Origin of the sequence: Micromonospora sp. S4605, assembly GCF_003176715.1 — a bacterium.
GTDB classification, from domain to species: Bacteria; Actinomycetota; Actinomycetes; order Mycobacteriales; family Micromonosporaceae; genus Micromonospora; species Micromonospora echinaurantiaca.
On sequence record NZ_QGSW01000203.1, the window covers coordinates 1 to 15684 of the forward strand.

Below are 15684 nucleotides of genomic sequence, written 5' to 3' on the forward strand. Positions count from 1 at the left end.
GTCTCCGCCTCCGGGGCGGTGCGCGGCGGTGGGACCGGAGCGGCCTCCGGGGCCGGTGCCGGGCGCGGCGTCGGTACGCCGGCGCGGGAGCCGCCCGTCCGCCCACCCTGGCCGGCCGCGGCGGTCTCGCTGGCCGGGGCGGCGTCGGCGGGCTGCATGGGGCTCCTCGCGGGCGACGGGCGGCCGGCGCGACGGGGCCGACCGGGGGACCTCAGCCTAACCAGGGCCGACCCGGACCGCACAGACGCCGCGGCGCGGCCCGGGTCGGGGAGGGCCCGGGCCGCGCCACCGCCGTACGTCAGGAGATGTCCCGCCGGCGCATCGCCCAGAGCGCCGCGCCGAGGATCACCACCAGCCCGACGCCCAGCAGCACCGAGGACTGCTGCCAGGTGACGTCGAAGGTCTCCGGCCGGCACTCCCCGGTGAAGGTGGCGTTGCACGCCTCCCAGTCCTCCAGGGTCACCTTCTTCTGCATCCACGCCACCGCGTACGTGGGCAGCAGCCAGGCCTCGGCGAACCGCACCCCGGCCATGTCGAGCAGGATGGCCAGGCCGAACTGGCCGACCACCATCACCGCGATCGCCCCGCCGAGCGCCATCGCGGTGTGCCGGCCCAGCGAGGCCAGCGCGAACCCGACGGTCGCCATGAGCAGCGCCAGCACGATGCCGCGGAGCCCGGTCAGCGCGAACGACTGCCACACTCCCGAGGTCACCTTCTCGGTGCTGCCGCGATACACGGCCACCAGCCAGAATCCGCCGAACCACGCCACCGCGGCCGGCAGCGCCACCGCCAGTACGCCGGTGAGCAGCGCCGCCAGTTTGGTGAGCAGCACGGTCAACCGCTTCGGCCGCCACAGCAGCAGGTTCATCATGCCGCCGGTGCTCCACTCCGCCCCGACGAACGAGGCGCCGACCACGAACCCGACCAGCGCCAGGATCGCCGCGAACGGCAGCAGGGTGAAGCCGAAGCTCTCCCGGAAGTCGAAGGTGGACGGCAGGAACCACCTCGCCTCGATCGCCTCCGGCGGCGGCGGGGTGATCACCGAGCAGTCCGCCGGGAAGCGGTTGGGGTCCGCCGTACCCTCGGTCTTCGACCGCTCGCAGGCGAGGCGTTCCTGCTCGCTCCAGCGGACCTGCTCCTGGTACTGCTGCTCGGCCTGGCGCTCGGCCTTGGCCACTGCGGCGGCGTCGATCTTCTGGTTGCTGAAGAAAACGCCGATCATCACGGTGGCCAGCACCAGCAGGCCGAGCAGCGTCATCCAGCGGGCGAAGCGCCGCTTGGCCAGCCGGCGCAGCTCGGTACGGTAGAGACTCACGCGCCCCAACCTCCTCCGGTGGCGCCGGGCTGCCCCGCCCCACCGACCTTCGTGGACTGGTCGACCTGCCGGTGCTGGCCGGGTACCGGCGCGGTGGCGGTCAGTTCGAGGAAGACGCTCTCCAGGTCGACGGCGACCGGGGCCAGTTCGCTCACGTACAGGCCCCGCTCGGCGAGCAGCCGGGTCACGGTGGCCGGCTTGTCGACCCCGGCAAGCATCAGGTGGTCCGGGTGGCCGGTCACCCGGATCCCGGCGCCGGTGAGCGCCTCGGTGGCCACCGGCAGGTCGGTGACCGCCTCCAGCCGTACCCGCACCGCGCCGGAGGAGTGCTCGGCCAGCACCTGCTCGACCGGGCCGAAGGCCACCCGCCGACCCAGCGAGATGATGGTGACCGAGTCGCAGATCAGCTGGATCTCGCCGAGGATGTGGCTGGAGAGCACCACGGTCATGCCCGACTCGGCGAGGTTGCGCATCAGCGTGCGCATCTCCCGGATGCCGCCCGGGTCGAGACCGTTCGCCGGCTCGTCGAGGATCAGCAGCTTCGGGTTCTTCAGCAGGGCGGAGGCGACCGCGAGCCGCTGCTTCATGCCGAGCGAATAGGTCTTGACCCGCTCGCCGGCCCGGTCGCGCAGGCCGACCAGCTCCAGCACCTCGTCGATCCGGGTGGCCGGGACGCCACCCGCGCCGGCCAGCAGGGAGAGCGTGTCCCGGGCGGAGAAGTGCGGGAAGAACTGCGGGCTCTCCACGATGGCGCCGACCTGGCCGGCGACAGTGGGCAGCGCCGCGGGCACCTCGTGCCCGAGGATGGCCATCCGCCCGCCGTTCGGCCGGATCAGGCCGAGCAGCGTACGCAGGGTGGTGGTCTTGCCGGAGCCGTTCGGGCCCAGGAAGCCGTGCACCTGGCCCGCCTCGACGCGCATGTCGAAGCCGTCCAGGGCGTTGCGGGTACCGCGCCGGCGACTCTTGTACGTCTTACGTAGACCTTCTATCTCCAGGACAGCTGGCAAGCTGCACCTCCCCCGATCCGGGCGCTATGACAGCCGACACCATACGCGGTATGCAGAGCACCGCAATACCCGGTATGCATCGCCGGGTCGGACGACTACCGACAGTGAGGGAAACGAGTGGATCAGGCGCAGATGACGCTGACCCCGGCGGCCCGGAACGCCTCGACCACCTCCGGGTTGGCGCCGGAGTCGGTGACCAGCGTCTCCACCCGGTCCACCGGGCAGATCCGGGCGAAGGCGTGCCCGCCCAGCTTGGACGAGTCGGCGATGATGACGACGCGCTTGGCCCGGGCGACCATGAGGTTGTTCATCGCCGCCTCCCCCTCGTGGTGGGCGGCCGCGCCGAGCAGCGGATCGATGGCGTCCACGCCGAGCAGCGCGACGTCCAGGGTGACCTCGCGCAGCAGCGCCCCGCCGAGCGGCCCGACCAGCTCGAACGACTTCGGGCGCACCACACCGCCGGCCACCACCACCTTCATCCGGGAGCGGACCAGCAGCTCGTTGGCGATGTTCAGCGCGTTGGTGACCACGGTGAGCTGGGCGCCCTCGGCGCTGGTGTTCAGGTCCGGCCGGACGGCCAGCGCGCGGGCCACCTCGGTGCTGGTGGTGCCGCCGTTCAGGCCGACCACGGTGCCCGGCGAGACCAGCGCCGCCGCGGCCGCGCCGATCCGCTGCTTCTCGGCCGAGTGCTTGGCCGTCTTGTAGCGCAGCGGCAGGTCGTAGGAGACCCCGTTGGCGACCGCGCCACCCCGGGTCCGGGTGATCATCTGCTGCTGGGCCAGCTGGTCGAAGTCACGCCGGATGGTGGCCTGCGAGACGTCCAGCCGCTCGGCGGCCTCCTCGACGGTGACCCGCCCACTGTCGGTCAGCATCTCGAGCAGGGCGTTCCATCTGGCGTAGCGGTCCACCCCGGGGCCTCCAGTTACTGCGCGGTCGGTGATTGATTGCGTGCACACTAGTGCGCGAAACTACGAGGGCGCAAAACCCTGGCCTGCTCGATCGCGCCACCGGTTGCCACGGCATACCGGGTTCACGCAGAATGACGCGCGAAAGACGGGTCAAACGAGCCGTATTGCGCACCGTTCTCCCCTGTGAGGAGTTCTCATGGCGTACGTGGACGCGGAGATCGCCAGCCAGCCCGAATGCTGGCGGGAGGCGGCGCAACTGGTGGGCACGGTCGCCGGGCACCTTCCCCGCCCCGGCGAGCGGGTCGCCGTTGTCGGTTGCGGCACGTCGTGGTTCATGGCGATGGCGTACGCGGCCCGCCGCGAGGCCGCCGGCCAGGGCGAGACCGACGCCTTCCAGGCGTCCGAGTTCCCCGCCGGCCGCCGCTACGACCGACTCGTCGCGATCACCCGCTCCGGCACCACCACCGAGGTGCTCGAACTGCTCACCGCGCTGCGCGGGCAGGTGCCCAGCACGGTACTGGTCGGCGACCCCGACTCCCCGGCGGTCGGGCTGGCCGACGCCGCGGTGACCATGCCCTTCGCCGACGAACGCTCGGTGGTGCAGACCCGCTTCGCGACCACCGCGCTCGCGCTGCTCCGCGCCCACCTGGGCGACAACGTCGGCACGCTGGCCGCCGACGCCGAGGTGGCGGTCCGCGCCCCGCTGCCGATCGACCCGGCCCGGATCGAGCAGGTCACCTTCCTCGGTCGCGGCTGGACGGTCGGGCTGGCCCAGGAGGCCGCGCTGAAGTGCCGCGAGGCCGCCACCTTCTGGGCCGAGGCGTACCCGGCGATGGACTACCGGCACGGCCCGATCTCGATCGCCGCCCCCAGCCGGCTGGTCTGGGCGTTCGGCGAGCTGCCCGACGGGCTGGCGGAGGACGTGGCGGCCACCGGCGCCACCTTCGTGCACAGCCGCACGCACGGCTGCCGCACTGTGCTGAGCAGCTGGTCGGCCGGGCGTACGCCGGTCGACCCGATGGCCGACCTGATCCTGGCCCAGCGGTTCGCCGTCACGCTGGCCACCAGCCGGGGCCTCGACCCGGACGCCCCGCGCCACCTGACCCGCTCCGTGGTGCTGGCGTGAGTTCAGCCGACGCCGTCGTCGCGCTGGACGTCGGCGGCACCGGGATGAAGTGCGCCCTGGTGGATTCGGCCGGCACCGTGCTGCACACCGAACGGCACCCGACCGGCGCCGAGCGCGGCCCGACGGCCGTGGTCGACACCATCCTGGAGGTCGCCGAGGGACTGGCCGGCAAGGCGCGCGCCGACGGGCGCACCCCGGTGGCCGTCGGCATCGCCGTGCCCGGGGTGGTCGACGAGGCGCGCGGGGTGGCGGTCTGGTCGGCGAACGTGGGCTTCCGGGACGTACCGCTGCGCGAGCTGGCGCAGGCGCGGCTCGGCCTGCCCGCGGCGCTCGGCCACGACGTGCGGGCCGGCGGCCTCGCCGAGGCCCGGCTCGGTGCCGGCCGGGGCGCCGGGCACGTGCTCTTCGTCGCGATCGGCACCGGCATCGCCGCGGCCCACGTGGTGAACGGCGCGGCCGCGGTCGGCGCGCACGGTGCGGCCGGCGAGATCGGGCACATCCTGGTCCGCCCCGACGGCCCCCGCTGCGGCTGCGGCCGCCCCGGCTGCCTGGAGGCGGTGGCCTCGGCATCAGCGGTCGGCCGCCGGTACGCGGAGCTGGCCGGGGAACCAGCGACCGCGGCCGAGGTAGCGGCCCGGGCGGCGGCCGGCGAGGCGCTGGCCGGGCAGGTCTGGCGGGAGACCGTCGAGGCCCTCGCCGACGGCCTCGCCAGCGGCCAGGCGCTCTTCGACGTGGCGACCATCGTGCTCGGCGGCGGGCTGGCGCAGGCCGGCGCCCAACTGCTCGACCCGCTGCGCGCGGCGCTGCACGAACGGATGACCTTCCACCGGGAGCCGCGGCTGGTCGCGGCCGCCCTCGGCGACGAGGCCGGCTGCCTCGGCGCCGCCCTGCTCGCCCTCGACGACCTGGAGAAACGATGACCGTGCGGGTCAACGGCAAGGTGGTGACCCCGACCGGCGTGATCCGGCAGGGCTGCGTGGAGATCAACGGCGACCGGATCACCGCGGTGGCCGAGTACCCCTCGGTGCGCGACGGGCACTGGATCCTGCCCGGCTTCGTCGACATGCACACCCACGGCGGCGGCGGGCACACCTTCACCACCGGCGACGCCGAGCAGGCCCGGCAGGCCGCCGCGTTCCACCTGCGGCACGGCACCACCACCCTGCTGGCCAGCCTGGTCAGCTCGCCGTTCGAGCTGATGCGGTCGGCCACCGCCGCCTACCGGCCGCTGGTCGGCGAGGGCGTGCTGGCCGGCATCCACTTCGAGGGGCCGTACCTCTCCGCGACGCGCTGCGGCGCGCAGAACCCGGAGTTCCTCCGCGACCCCTCCACCGAGGAACTGGCCGAGCTGATCGAGTTGGGCGGCGACGCGATCCGGATGGTGACGCTGGCGCCGGAGCGGGACGGCGCGCTGGAGGCGGTCAAGCTGCTCACCGCCCACCGGGTGGTCGCGGCGGTCGGCCACACCGACGCGACGTACGACGAGACCCGCGCGGCGGTGGCGGCCGGCGCGAGCGTCGGCACCCACCTGTTCAACGGGATGCGACCGGTGCACCACCGCGAACCCGGCCCGGTGGTGGCCCTGCTGGACGCCCCGAACGTGGTCTGTGAGCTGGTCGCCGACGGCGTGCACCTGCACGACGGCATGCTCACCTTCGCGTCCTCGGTCGCCGGCCCGGAACGCTCCGCGCTGGTCACCGACGCGATGGCCGCCGCCGGCATGCCTGACGGCGAGTACGAGTTGGGCGGTCAGGCGGTCACCGTCGCGGACGGGGTGGCCCGGCTGACCCGCGACGGCGCGATCGCCGGCAGCACGCTCACCATGGACGCCGCGCTGCGGCACGCGCTGGCGGCGGGCATTCCGATGGCCGACGCGGCCCGGATGGTGGCCACCACGCCGGCCCGGGCGATCGGCCTCGGCGATCGGCTGGGCGCCCTCCAGGTCGGGCTCCGCGCCGACCTGGTGGTGCTCGACGACGACCTGAACGTGGTCCGGGTGATGCGCGGCGGCGCCTGGCAGGAGTGACACGCCGGGGCCGTCGGCGCGCGGGCAGCTCGGCGGTGGGCGTGGTCCGCGGAGTGCCCCTCCCGCGACGCCGCTCGCCTGACGGACCTGGCCGGAGTTCTCCTCCTGGCGGACGGTCGCCGCTCACCCCGCGCCGCTCGCCAGGACAGCCACTCGTCGGACGCTGTCGAGCTGCCCCATCGGTGAGACCACCACCCGGCTCAGCGGACCTAGCCGAAGTTTTCCCCCTGGCGGACGGTCGCCGCTCACCCCGCGCCGCTCGCCACGACAGCCACCCGTCGGACCCTGTCGAGCTGCCCCATCGGTGAGACCACCACCCGGCTCACAGGACCCCGGCATGCTTCCCGCAGTTGCCGTCCACCGCCCGCCGGCTGCCGTGGCCGAATCGTGCCGGCCCTCGGCGCCGGTCGAACGCCGCGGTCCGTCCTCGTGCGTCATGCGGCCGCCTGCCGTGCCTGCCCCATCTGTAGGGGCAGCTCGAAAGGGGATCAGGGGCATCATGCACGCACCGAAGCGGCAGGTGCCGCACCGCGTCCGGCAGCCACCGTCGTGCCTGGCAGCGGCTGTCCGTCAGTGGTCAGCCGGTGGGCACCTCGACGCCGAGCACGGCCTGCTCGTCGGGGCGGTGCACCAGCACGTCCGACAGGAACGACTGCACGGCCGGGGCCATCCCGACGTCCCGGCCGGCCCGCTCGGAGAGCAGCCACTTGTGCTCGATGATCTGCGCGAACAGCTCCTGCGGCTCCAGCTTGCGGCGCAGGTGCGCGGGCACCGCCCGGACCACCGGTTCGAAGACCTCGGTCAGCCAGCGGTGGGCCGCCTGCTGCTCGTCGGTCAGGTCGCTCTCCGCCCGGTACGCGTCCAGGTCGTTGAGCAGCCGGCGGGCCTGGTTCTCCTCGGCGTCCAGACCGGTGAGCCGGAGCAGCCGGCGGGTGTGGTAGCCGGCGTCGACCACCTTCGGCCGGATCAGGTAGCGCCCGTCGTCGATGGTCGACATGGCCACCTCGGCCACGTCGAAGCCCAGCTCGTTGAGGCGCCGGATCCGCCCCTCGATGTCGTGCCGGGCGTCCCGCTCGACCTGCTGCTCGTAGGTGATCTCGTGCCAGAGCCGCTCGTAGCGCTGCACGACCTCCTCGCAGACCACCTCGGGGTCGATCGACTCGTGCAGCAGGCCGGCGGCCTGCAGGTCCAGCGCCTCGCCGAAGATGTTGACCCGGGCGATCTCCAGGTCCTCGCCGCGCTGGCCCTTGGAGAGCGAGTGGTGCAGCGCCCCGGTCTCGGCGTCCACCAGGTACGCGGCGAACGCGCCCGCGTCCCGCCGGAACAGCGTGTTGGACAGCGAGCAGTCGCCCCAGAAGAAGCCGGTCAGGTGCATCCGGACCAGCAGCGCGGCCAGCGCGTCGAGCAGCCGGCCCATCGTCTCCGGCCGGAGGGTGTGCGAGAAGAGTGCCCGGTAGGGCAGCGAGAACTGCAGGTGCCGGGTAATCAGCACGGGGTCGAGCGGCTCGCCGTCGTCGCTCTGCCGGTCGGCGACGATAGCCACCGCCTCGACCGACGGGAAGTCGATCCGCTCCAGCGCGCGGAGCAGGTCGTACTCGCGCTCGGCCACCCGCTCGCCGGTCTCCTTCACCGCGTAGACGTAGCCGCCGAGGCGGACGAAGCGGACGACGTGCCGCGAGATGCCCTGCGGCAGCGCGACCAGGTGCTGGGCAGGCCACTCCTCCAGCGGCGTCGACCAGGGAAGGTCGAGCAGCGCCGGGTCGACGAGGGCCGAGGTGATCCGCACGGGGACAAGTCTGACCCCTCGCCCCGCCCGAGCGCTTCCCCACGTGGCTCGGCACACAGCCACCACCGGCCCGCGCGAACCGGCCAGGGCGCCGGCGCGGGCCGGACGGGCCGGCCCGCGCGCCCGGCCGGTAGCGTGGTCGCGTGCGGGAGACCACGACGGTACGGCGGACGGTGCGGCTGCGACCGGTCCGCCCGGCCGGCTGGTGGTTCGACGCCGCGCTGCTGGTCGCGCTCGTCGGGCTGACCGTGGCGCTCGCCACCGACCGGCTCTTCGGAATCGACCGGGCGGTCGCCGACTGGTCGGCCGCGCACCGGCCGGCGGTCGCGCACTGGAGCGCGGTGGTGCTCAACTACCTCGGTCAGGGCACGCCGTTGACACTGATCGCGTTGGGGCTCGGGGTGCTGCTGGCGGTCCGGCTCAGGTCGGTGCGGCCGGTGCTGCCGCCGGTGCTCGCGTTCGTGTTCACCTACCTGACCATCGGCCCGCTCAAGGTGTGGACGGCCCGACCGGCACCGAGCGCCAGCGTGAAGGAACCGTTCCTGCCGCCGGAGCGGACGCTGCCGCTCTTCCAGGACGACCTGCCGGTCCGGTTCGCCCAGTCGTACCCGTCCGGGCACGTGGCCAACGCCATCGTCTGGTACGGCGTGATCGCCCTGCTGCTCGCCCCGCTGCTGCGCGGCTACGGGCGTGCCATGCCGCCCCGGCTGGTCACCGTGATCCGGGTGGTGCCGCCGCTGGTCGTGCTCTGCACCACCACGTACCTGGGCTGGCACTGGCTGACCGACTCGGTGGCCGGGCTCCTGCTGGGCCTGCTGCTGGACCGGCTGCTGCACCGGGTGCCCTGGGACGACCTGCCGTTGCCCGGCGCGCTGCGCGCCTGGGACCGTCCGTTCACCTCCGTCACCTAACCTGCCTGGCGTGAACCAACTTGCACGCCGGCTGGGCGTACCCGACGCGGTGGTGATCGGGCTGGGCTCGATGCTCGGCGCGGGCGTCTTCGTGGTCTTCGCACCCGCCGCGGCCAGTGCCGGCGGGGCCGGGCTGCTGGCGGCGCTGGCGTTGGCCGGCTTCATCGCCTTCTGCAACGCGACCAGTTCGGCCCGGCTGGCCGCCCGCTACCCCGAGTCCGGCGGCACCTACGTATACGGCCGGGAGCGGCTCGGCCCGTTCGCCGGCTTCCTCGCCGGCTGGGGCTTCGTGGTCGGCAAGACGGCGAGCTGCGCGGCGATGGCGCTGACCATCGGGGCGTACCTCTGGCCGGGGCAGGCCCGGCCGGTGGCGGTCGCGGCGGTCCTGGCGGTGACCGCTGTCAACCTGCGCGGCATCGGCAAGACAGCGACCGCGACGAAGGTCCTGGTCGGGCTGGTGCTGGCGGTGCTGGCCCTGGTCGCGGTCACCGGCGTGCCCGACGTCTCGCCGGACCGGCTCGGCGCGGCCGGCGGCTCGGCCCGGGGCGTGCTCACCGCCGCCGGCCTGCTCTTCTTCGCCTTCGCCGGGTACGCGCGGATCGCCACCCTCGGCGAGGAGGTCCGCGAACCGGAGCGGACCATCCCCCGGGCCGTGCCGCTGGCCCTCGGCCTGGTGCTGGCGATCTACCTGGTGCTGGCCGTGGTCGCGGTCGGCGTGCTCGGCGCCGACCGGCTGGCCGCCTCCGCCGCGCCGCTGGCCGACGTGGTGACCGCCGCCGGGCTGCCCGGCCTGGCCTGGGTGGTCCGGGCCGGGGCGACGGTCGCGGTGACCGGGGTGCTGCTCTCGCTGCTCGCCGGGGTGGGCCGCACCGCGCTGGCGATGGCCCGCCGCCACGACCTGCCCGGCGGGTTGGCCGCCGTGCACCCGGTACGCCAGGTGCCGCACCGGGCCGAGCTGGCGGTGGCCGCGGTGGTGATCCTGGTCGTCGCGCTCGGCGACGTACGCGACGCAATCGGCTTCTCCAGCTGCACCGTGCTGGTCTACTACGCGATCACCAACGCCGCCGCGCTGACCCTCGGCCGCGACCCGGCCCGCCGGCTGCCGGTCCAGGTGCTGGCGGCGCTGGGGCTGGTCGGCTGCCTGCTGCTCGCGGTCAACCTGCCGCTGTCCAGCGTGCTGGCCGGCTTCGCCGTGCTCGCCGTCGGCGCCGCCTGGTACGCGCTGCGCCCCCGCCGCTGAGCCCGACGACTCCGCGAGTTGGCCGTCGGGTGGCCACGGCTCGCGGCACCGGGCTGGGTCAGCCCGGCTGGCCGGTGCCGTCCGGGCGCCGGGCCGGCCCGCCGTCCTCCGGCACCGGGTCGGTCGGCGGGCCACCGTTGCCGGCCGGCGCCGCCGGGACCGGCCCGGGCCGATCCGCGGGCTGCCCGGGCAGGACGCCACCACCGCTCGGTGGGACGTTCGGCGCGCCGGGCGTCGGCGGGCTGGCGGCGCGGGGCAGGGCACCCGACCGGGACGTCGGCACCGGCCGGGCCGGCGGGGCCGGGGGTGCGCACTGCCGGGTCAGCCAGTCCAGGCCGGCCCGGCGGGCCACCACGGTGAGCCGGTCGCCGGCGAAGATCACCTGGCGGGGGTCGAGGTCCCGCCAGATCGTCCGGCCACCACCGGCCGGGGTACGGGCGATCAACCGCACCTGCCCGTCCCGGGAGGCGGCGCTGAGCGGCCGGCCGTCCAACTCGGACCCGGCGGCGACCGGCACCTCGGCCACCGGCAGGGCGTGCCGGCCGACCGGGATGGTGACGATCACCGCGCGTTCGGTCAGCGCGCCGGTGAACGCCGGGGCGGCCAGGTAGGAGACCGAGCGGGAGACGCCGATGCCGAACGCCTCCTCCACCCGCTCGGCGAAGTCGCCGTCGAAGAGCCGCAGCACCACCCGCAGATCCTCGCGGACGTCCCGGGCGGCGAGCGCCGCCTCCAGGTTGGCCACGTCGTCGGTGGAGACCACCACCAGCGCCTGGCAGTCGCGGATCGCCGCGGCCTCCAGCGTCTCGGGCAGAGCGGCGTCGCCGACGATCAGCGGCACCTCGAGCTGCCGGGCCAGGGTGGCGCCGCGCGGCTCCGGGTTCTTGTCGATCGCCACCACCTCGACGTCGTACTCGCGCAGCTGCGCCATCACCCGGGTGCCCACGTTGCCGAGGCCGACCACCACCACGTGCCCGGAGTGCTCGCTCTGCAACCGGCCGGTGTGCAGGGCCAGCCGGGCGTTGACGATCCCGTCCACCACCACGGCCGTGATCAGCGGGATCAGCGCCAGGCCGGCGAGGTTCAGCACCACCTGCATGATCTGGGCGTCCGGCGGCTTGGTGGTGTCCGGGTCGGCGCCGCTGAGCGTGGTGACCAGGGTGAGGTAGATCGCCTCCAACTGCGACACGTCCTCGGCCTGGGAGATCAGCGCGCCGAGCACCGCGATCAACCCGAGCACCAGCATCACCGCGATACCGATCTTGCGGGTGGCGAAGCCGCGGATCGCGCGGACGGTGACCGCGACCGGCCGCCGCCGGCGGCGGGCCCGGACCAGCCGCCGGGCGGCCACCTCGGTGCCGGGCGGCTGCCCGGTGGCCTCGGCGAGCACCAAGTCGGCGGTGGACTGGTCGGCGGGGAGCAGCCGGACCCGCTGCGGGTCGCTCAGGTCGGCCAGCCCGCAGACCACGTCCTGCTCGCGTACGTCGGCGCGGCGAGCCACCCGCAGCGTGCGGTCGCGGTGCTGGAAGTGGGTGGGGTCGACCTCGCCGAGCGCGGCGGCGACGAACGCCGGGGCGGCCATCTCGGCGTCGGAGAGCACCTCGACCCGGGCCTTGAGCAGGGTGCGGACCCCGTCGGCCAAGGTGTTGTTGAACATCCGCAGCACCTGGCGGACCTCGTCGTCGACCGCCTGGGCGCACAGCGCGGCGTGCAGGTTGCCGACGTCGTCCTGGTGCAGCAGGGCCAGCCCGCTCGCTCCGGCCAGGCCGGCGGCCTGGAACGTCGGCACGTCGAGCCGGTCGGAGCGGACCACCCGCACCCCGCGCAGGCCGGCCACGTCGGGCCCGGTGACCCGGTAGCGCTCCGGCACCACCACGGTGACCCGGGCGCCACCGGCCGGCAGTTCCGTCTCCAGCAACGCCTTGGCGACGTAGTAGGCCAGCGCGTCCCGCCCGCAGATCACGTAGTGCGGCCGGGCATCACCGGTGGCCCGGAGCCGCCAGTTCCACTCGACCGCCCGTCGCGCCCGATCCCGCCACGGCTCCCCCATGCCCGAATCGTAGTCAGCACCACCACACTGGGCGACCCCGTCCGGTTCGTACCGGCCAGGCATGCCGGTCCGGCCGGCGGGTAGAGCAGGCGGCATGCAGACGTTCCTCCCGTACCCGGACTTCCTGGCGAGCGCCCGCACGCTGGACCAGAAACGGCTGGGCAAGCAGCGGGTGGAGACGATCCAGGTGCTGCGCGGGTTGACCTGGCCGACGTACGGCTGGCGCAACCATCCAGCGGTGAAGATGTGGGCCGGGTACGAGGAGGCGCTGACCCGGTACGGGCTGGACATGTGCGCGGTCTGGTCCGAGCCGGGGCGGGCGGACACCTGCGCCGCCACCATGACCCGCGACCTCGCCGCCGCCTGCGGCATCGAGACGGTCCGCGCCCAGCCGGAGTTGGCCGCCGCCGGCGAGCTGCCGCCCTGGCTGGGCCGCGAGGACCTGCACCTGAGCCACCGCTCGTCGCTGGTCCGCAAGGACCCGGAGCACTACCGGCCGATCTTCGGCGACGTCCCGCCCGACCTGGAGTACGTCTGGCCGGCCTCGGACCGCCAGCGGCGCTGTCTGCTGCCGACCGAGCGCTGACCGGGCAGACTGGACACACCCACCGGCCGGGAGGTGTCCGTGTCGTTGTCGCAGTTGCTCGGCCGGTTCGTCGGCGTACGCCAGCACGTGGTGGACCCGGGCGGCGGTGGCGCCCCCCGCGTGCCGCAGCCGGTGGAAACCGTGGTGGTGGGCGGCGGCATCGCCGGCATGTCGGCGGCCGTGGTGCTCGCCGAGCGCGGCGTCCCGGTGACGGTGCTGGAGGCGGCGCCGACCCTGGGCGGGCGGCTCGGCGCCTGGCCGGAGGCGCTCGCCGACGGCGTCCAGCGGGTGGAGCACGGTTTCCACGCGTTCTTCCGGCAGTACTACAACTGGCGGGCCATCCTGCGCCGGGTCGATCCCGGTCTGGGCCTGCTCAAGCCGATCCCGGGCTATCCGATCCTGAGCCGGCGGTGGCCGACCGAGGAGTTCGGCGACCTGCCCCCTGCGCCGCCGCTGAACCTGCTGGCGCTGCTGCTGCGCAGCCCCAGCGTGCGCCTGGCCGACCTGCGCGGGATGGACCGGGACGCGGCGCTGCCGCTGCTCAGCTACGACCGGGTGGGCACGTACACCGAGCTGGACACCACCACCGCCGACGAGCTGCTCACCTCGCTGCGGTTGCCGGACCGGGCCCGGGCCATGCTCTTCGAGGTCTTCTCGCACTCGTTCTTCAACCACGAGGCGGAGATGTCCGCCGCCGAACTGGTCGCCCAGTTCCACTTCTACCTGCTCGGCAACCCGGAGGGGCTGGCCTTCGACTGCCCCGACGAGGACTACGCCACGGCGATCTGGGACCCGCTGACCCGGCACGTCGAGCGGCACGGCGGACGGGTGCGCACCGGCGTGGCGGCCACCGCGCTGCACCGGGAGGCCGACGGCTGGCGGGTGTCCACCGGCGACGGCCGGTCCCACCGCGCCGGGCACGTGGTGCTCGCGGTCGACCCGCCGGCGCTCGCCGCGCTGGTGGCGGCCTCCCCCGACCTGGGGCGGGTCGCGCCGGAACTGGTGGCCCGGATGCCCGCGTACGGCCGGCCCGGCCCGCCGTACGCGGTGGCCCGCTACTGGTGCGACGGAGACGTCGACGCCGCCCGGGCGGTGTTCAGCGGGGTGTCCCGGCAGCCCACGCTGGACTCGGTGACCCTCTACCACCGGCTGGAGAACGAGTCCCGGCGTTGGGCCGCGCGCACCGGCGGCTCGGTGCTGGAACTGCACGCGTACGCCTGCGAGCCGGACGTGCCGGCCGAGGTGCTGGCCGAGCGGATGCGCGGCGAACTGGCCGAGCTCTGGCCGGAGGCGGCCCGGTTGCGGGTCCGTGAGCTGCGCGCCCGGGTGGAGGCCCGGGCGCCCGCTTTCACCCCGGGCAGCAACGCCGGCCGGCCCGGCGTGCGCACCGACGCGCCCGGGCTCTACCTGGCCGGCGACGGGATCGCCACGGACTTCCCCAGCGCGCTGATGGAACGCGCCGCCGCGACCGGCATCGTCGCCGCGAACCACATCCTGCGGGCGGCGGGCGGCGCTGCCGAGCCGGTGTACTCGGTCCGCCCGCGCGGTCTGCTGGCCAGGCGCCGCTAGATCGAAATGCGTTGCCGCCCGCCACCGGGCGCGCCTACCGTGATCCGCGCAAGGTCAACCACCGCCACGGGAGCCAGTCATGTCGATGTCGCACGTCACGCGCGTGCGGTCGGTGCTGCCCGGCGGCGGTTGCCGAGCCGAAGACCACCGGGGCGGCCGGCCCGACTGACGCGTGCCCGACGTCGAGCCGCCCGTTCCGCAGCAACCGGACCGGGCGGCTCTGTCGTCGTCCGGACCACTCGTCCGTCACCGTCTCGGAGGGAGATCCCGGTGGACGCCGTCCTCGTCATCAACGCCGACCTCGGCCCGCTGCACCGGGTCACCGTCCAGCACGCGATCCGGATGCTCTGCCGCCGGGTCGCCGAGATCCACGAGGCCGAGCCGGACCAGGTGATCGGGGTCTTCCCGGTCCCCCGGGTGGTGCGGCTGGTCCGGTACGTGGTGACCCGCTGGCGGTTCAGCGCCGGGCCGGCCTGGTCCCGGGCCGGGGTGTTACGCCGGGACGGCCGGTGCTGTGCGTACTGCGGCGGGCCGGCGAGCACCATCGACCACATCCTGCCCCGCTCCCGCGGCGGCCGGAACACCTGGAGAAACACCACCGCCGCCTGCTACCCGTGCAACCAGCGCAAGGGCGACCGGACGCCGGCCGAGGCGGGCATGCCGCTGCGGCGGGAGGCGGTGACGCCGAGCTGGGCGGCGCTGGCCGTCCGCTGAGGGACCGGTCGGCGGGTACGGGGGGCCACGTCGGGCAGCACGTCCGGCGTGGCGCCCGCCGGCCTTCAGCTCAGCGACGGTGGCGCGCGCCTGCGGTCAGCGACCGGCCCGGATTCCGCTCTCCCGCGGCGGCGGGCCTGGCCGCCTCGCGGGCCTGTTCCTTCACCCGGGGCACCGGCCGGCCGTTGGCGCAGCGAACGGTCACCACGCTCCGGTTGTCGGCGGAGACGAACTCGACCCGGATCTCCCGCGCCGGCCCCGGCTCGTACGCCTCGACCTGGTAGCCGGCGGCCGGCGTCACGCTGACCACCTCGATCATCTGACGGTCACAGGCGACCCTGACCACTCCGCCGCGCGCCGACACCGGCACCCCGGGTCGCCCGGTCGGCGACGGTCGGCCGGTGGTCTGGGCCGGCCGGCTCGGGGTCGTGGCCACGGCCACCGTC

At 74.6% G+C, this 15684-nt stretch carries 14 protein-coding genes; 8 read left to right on the forward strand and 6 right to left on the reverse strand.

Annotated elements, in window-relative coordinates:
- Positions 1 to 298: 298 nt before the first annotated feature.
- The 3 genes from DLJ47_RS16520 to DLJ47_RS16530 form a co-directional block, all read right to left on the reverse strand.
- On the reverse strand, positions 299 to 1315 hold the full coding sequence (locus tag DLJ47_RS16520) for an ABC transporter permease subunit (RefSeq protein ID WP_109900873.1): 1017 nt from the start codon (positions 1313 to 1315) through the stop codon (positions 299 to 301).
- Entirely contained in the window at positions 1312 to 2322 is a 1011-nt protein-coding gene (locus DLJ47_RS16525; RefSeq protein ID WP_109900874.1) for an ATP-binding cassette domain-containing protein, read from the reverse strand. The genes DLJ47_RS16520 and DLJ47_RS16525 overlap by 4 nt, the downstream gene beginning before the upstream one ends.
- A 122-nt stretch (positions 2323 to 2444) precedes the next feature.
- Positions 2445 to 3230, reverse strand: a complete 786-nt coding sequence (locus tag DLJ47_RS16530; RefSeq protein WP_109900875.1) for a DeoR/GlpR family DNA-binding transcription regulator — start codon at positions 3228 to 3230, stop codon at positions 2445 to 2447.
- A 196-nt stretch (positions 3231 to 3426) separates the two neighbouring features.
- Here DLJ47_RS16530 and DLJ47_RS16535 point away from each other — a divergent pair, with 196 nt between their 5' ends.
- From DLJ47_RS16535 to nagA, 3 genes are read left to right on the forward strand one after another with little or no spacing between them, the layout of a single operon-like run.
- A complete protein-coding gene (locus tag DLJ47_RS16535; protein ID WP_109900876.1) occupies positions 3427 to 4356 on the forward strand; it encodes an SIS domain-containing protein in 930 nt (309 codons plus the stop codon).
- The gene (locus tag DLJ47_RS16540; RefSeq protein ID WP_109900877.1) at positions 4353 to 5276 is read left to right on the forward strand and encodes an ROK family protein; all 924 of its coding nucleotides are present in this window, start codon (positions 4353 to 4355) and stop codon (positions 5274 to 5276) included. The genes DLJ47_RS16535 and DLJ47_RS16540 overlap by 4 nt, the downstream gene beginning before the upstream one ends.
- Entirely contained in the window at positions 5273 to 6382 is a 1110-nt protein-coding gene (nagA, locus tag DLJ47_RS16545; protein WP_109900878.1) for an N-acetylglucosamine-6-phosphate deacetylase, read from the forward strand. The genes DLJ47_RS16540 and nagA overlap by 4 nt, the downstream gene beginning before the upstream one ends.
- Before the next feature lie 577 nt (positions 6383 to 6959).
- Here the strand turns inward: nagA and DLJ47_RS16550 are convergent.
- Positions 6960 to 8168 carry a DUF4032 domain-containing protein gene (locus tag DLJ47_RS16550; protein WP_109900879.1) on the reverse strand — a complete coding sequence of 403 codons (1209 nt, stop codon included), beginning with the start codon at positions 8166 to 8168 and terminating at the stop codon, positions 6960 to 6962.
- Between the two features lie 173 nt (positions 8169 to 8341).
- Between DLJ47_RS16550 and DLJ47_RS16555 the strand changes: the two genes are divergently transcribed.
- The gene (locus DLJ47_RS16555; protein WP_199235879.1) at positions 8342 to 9079 is read left to right on the forward strand and encodes a phosphatase PAP2 family protein; all 738 of its coding nucleotides are present in this window, start codon (positions 8342 to 8344) and stop codon (positions 9077 to 9079) included.
- Between the two features lie 10 nt (positions 9080 to 9089).
- Positions 9090 to 10319, forward strand: coding sequence for an APC family permease (locus DLJ47_RS16560; RefSeq protein ID WP_109900881.1), 1230 nt, complete (start codon positions 9090 to 9092; stop codon positions 10317 to 10319).
- A 58-nt stretch (positions 10320 to 10377) separates the two neighbouring features.
- Here the strand turns inward: DLJ47_RS16560 and DLJ47_RS16565 are convergent, their stop codons facing one another.
- Complete coding sequence (locus DLJ47_RS16565) at positions 10378 to 12369, reverse strand: NAD-binding protein (RefSeq protein ID WP_109900882.1); 1992 nt, start codon at positions 12367 to 12369, stop codon at positions 10378 to 10380.
- Between the two features lie 94 nt (positions 12370 to 12463).
- On the opposite strand from DLJ47_RS16565, the gene DLJ47_RS16570 reads away from it, so the two are divergent.
- From DLJ47_RS16570 to DLJ47_RS16580, 3 genes are all read left to right on the forward strand, one after another.
- Entirely contained in the window at positions 12464 to 12955 is a 492-nt protein-coding gene (locus tag DLJ47_RS16570) for an MSMEG_6728 family protein (protein WP_088996320.1), read from the forward strand.
- 39 nt (positions 12956 to 12994) lie between these two features.
- Complete coding sequence (locus tag DLJ47_RS16575; protein ID WP_109900885.1) at positions 12995 to 14524, forward strand: hydroxysqualene dehydroxylase; 1530 nt, start codon at positions 12995 to 12997, stop codon at positions 14522 to 14524.
- Positions 14525 to 14794: 270 nt separating this feature from the next.
- A complete protein-coding gene (locus tag DLJ47_RS16580) occupies positions 14795 to 15238 on the forward strand; it encodes an HNH endonuclease (RefSeq protein WP_109900883.1) in 444 nt (147 codons plus the stop codon).
- A 70-nt stretch (positions 15239 to 15308) separates the two neighbouring features.
- Here the strand turns inward: DLJ47_RS16580 and DLJ47_RS16585 are convergent.
- The coding region (locus DLJ47_RS16585) for a hypothetical protein (RefSeq protein ID WP_233257861.1) at positions 15309 to 15684 on the reverse strand (376 nt) is incomplete at its 5' end.

What these genes read in the sequence shown, in the direction of transcription:
- DLJ47_RS16535 (WP_109900876.1), top strand. Translation starts at nt 3,427, where the DNA reads ATGGCGTACGTGGACGCGGAGATCGCCAGCCAGCCCGAATGCTGGCGG.
- nagA (WP_109900878.1), top strand. Translation starts at nt 5,273, where the DNA reads ATGACCGTGCGGGTCAACGGCAAGGTGGTGACCCCGACCGGCGTGATC.
- DLJ47_RS16565 (WP_109900882.1), bottom strand. Translation starts at nt 12,369, where the DNA reads ATGGGGGAGCCGTGGCGGGATCGGGCGCGACGGGCGGTCGAGTGGAAC.
- DLJ47_RS16570 (WP_088996320.1), top strand. Translation starts at nt 12,464, where the DNA reads ATGCAGACGTTCCTCCCGTACCCGGACTTCCTGGCGAGCGCCCGCACG.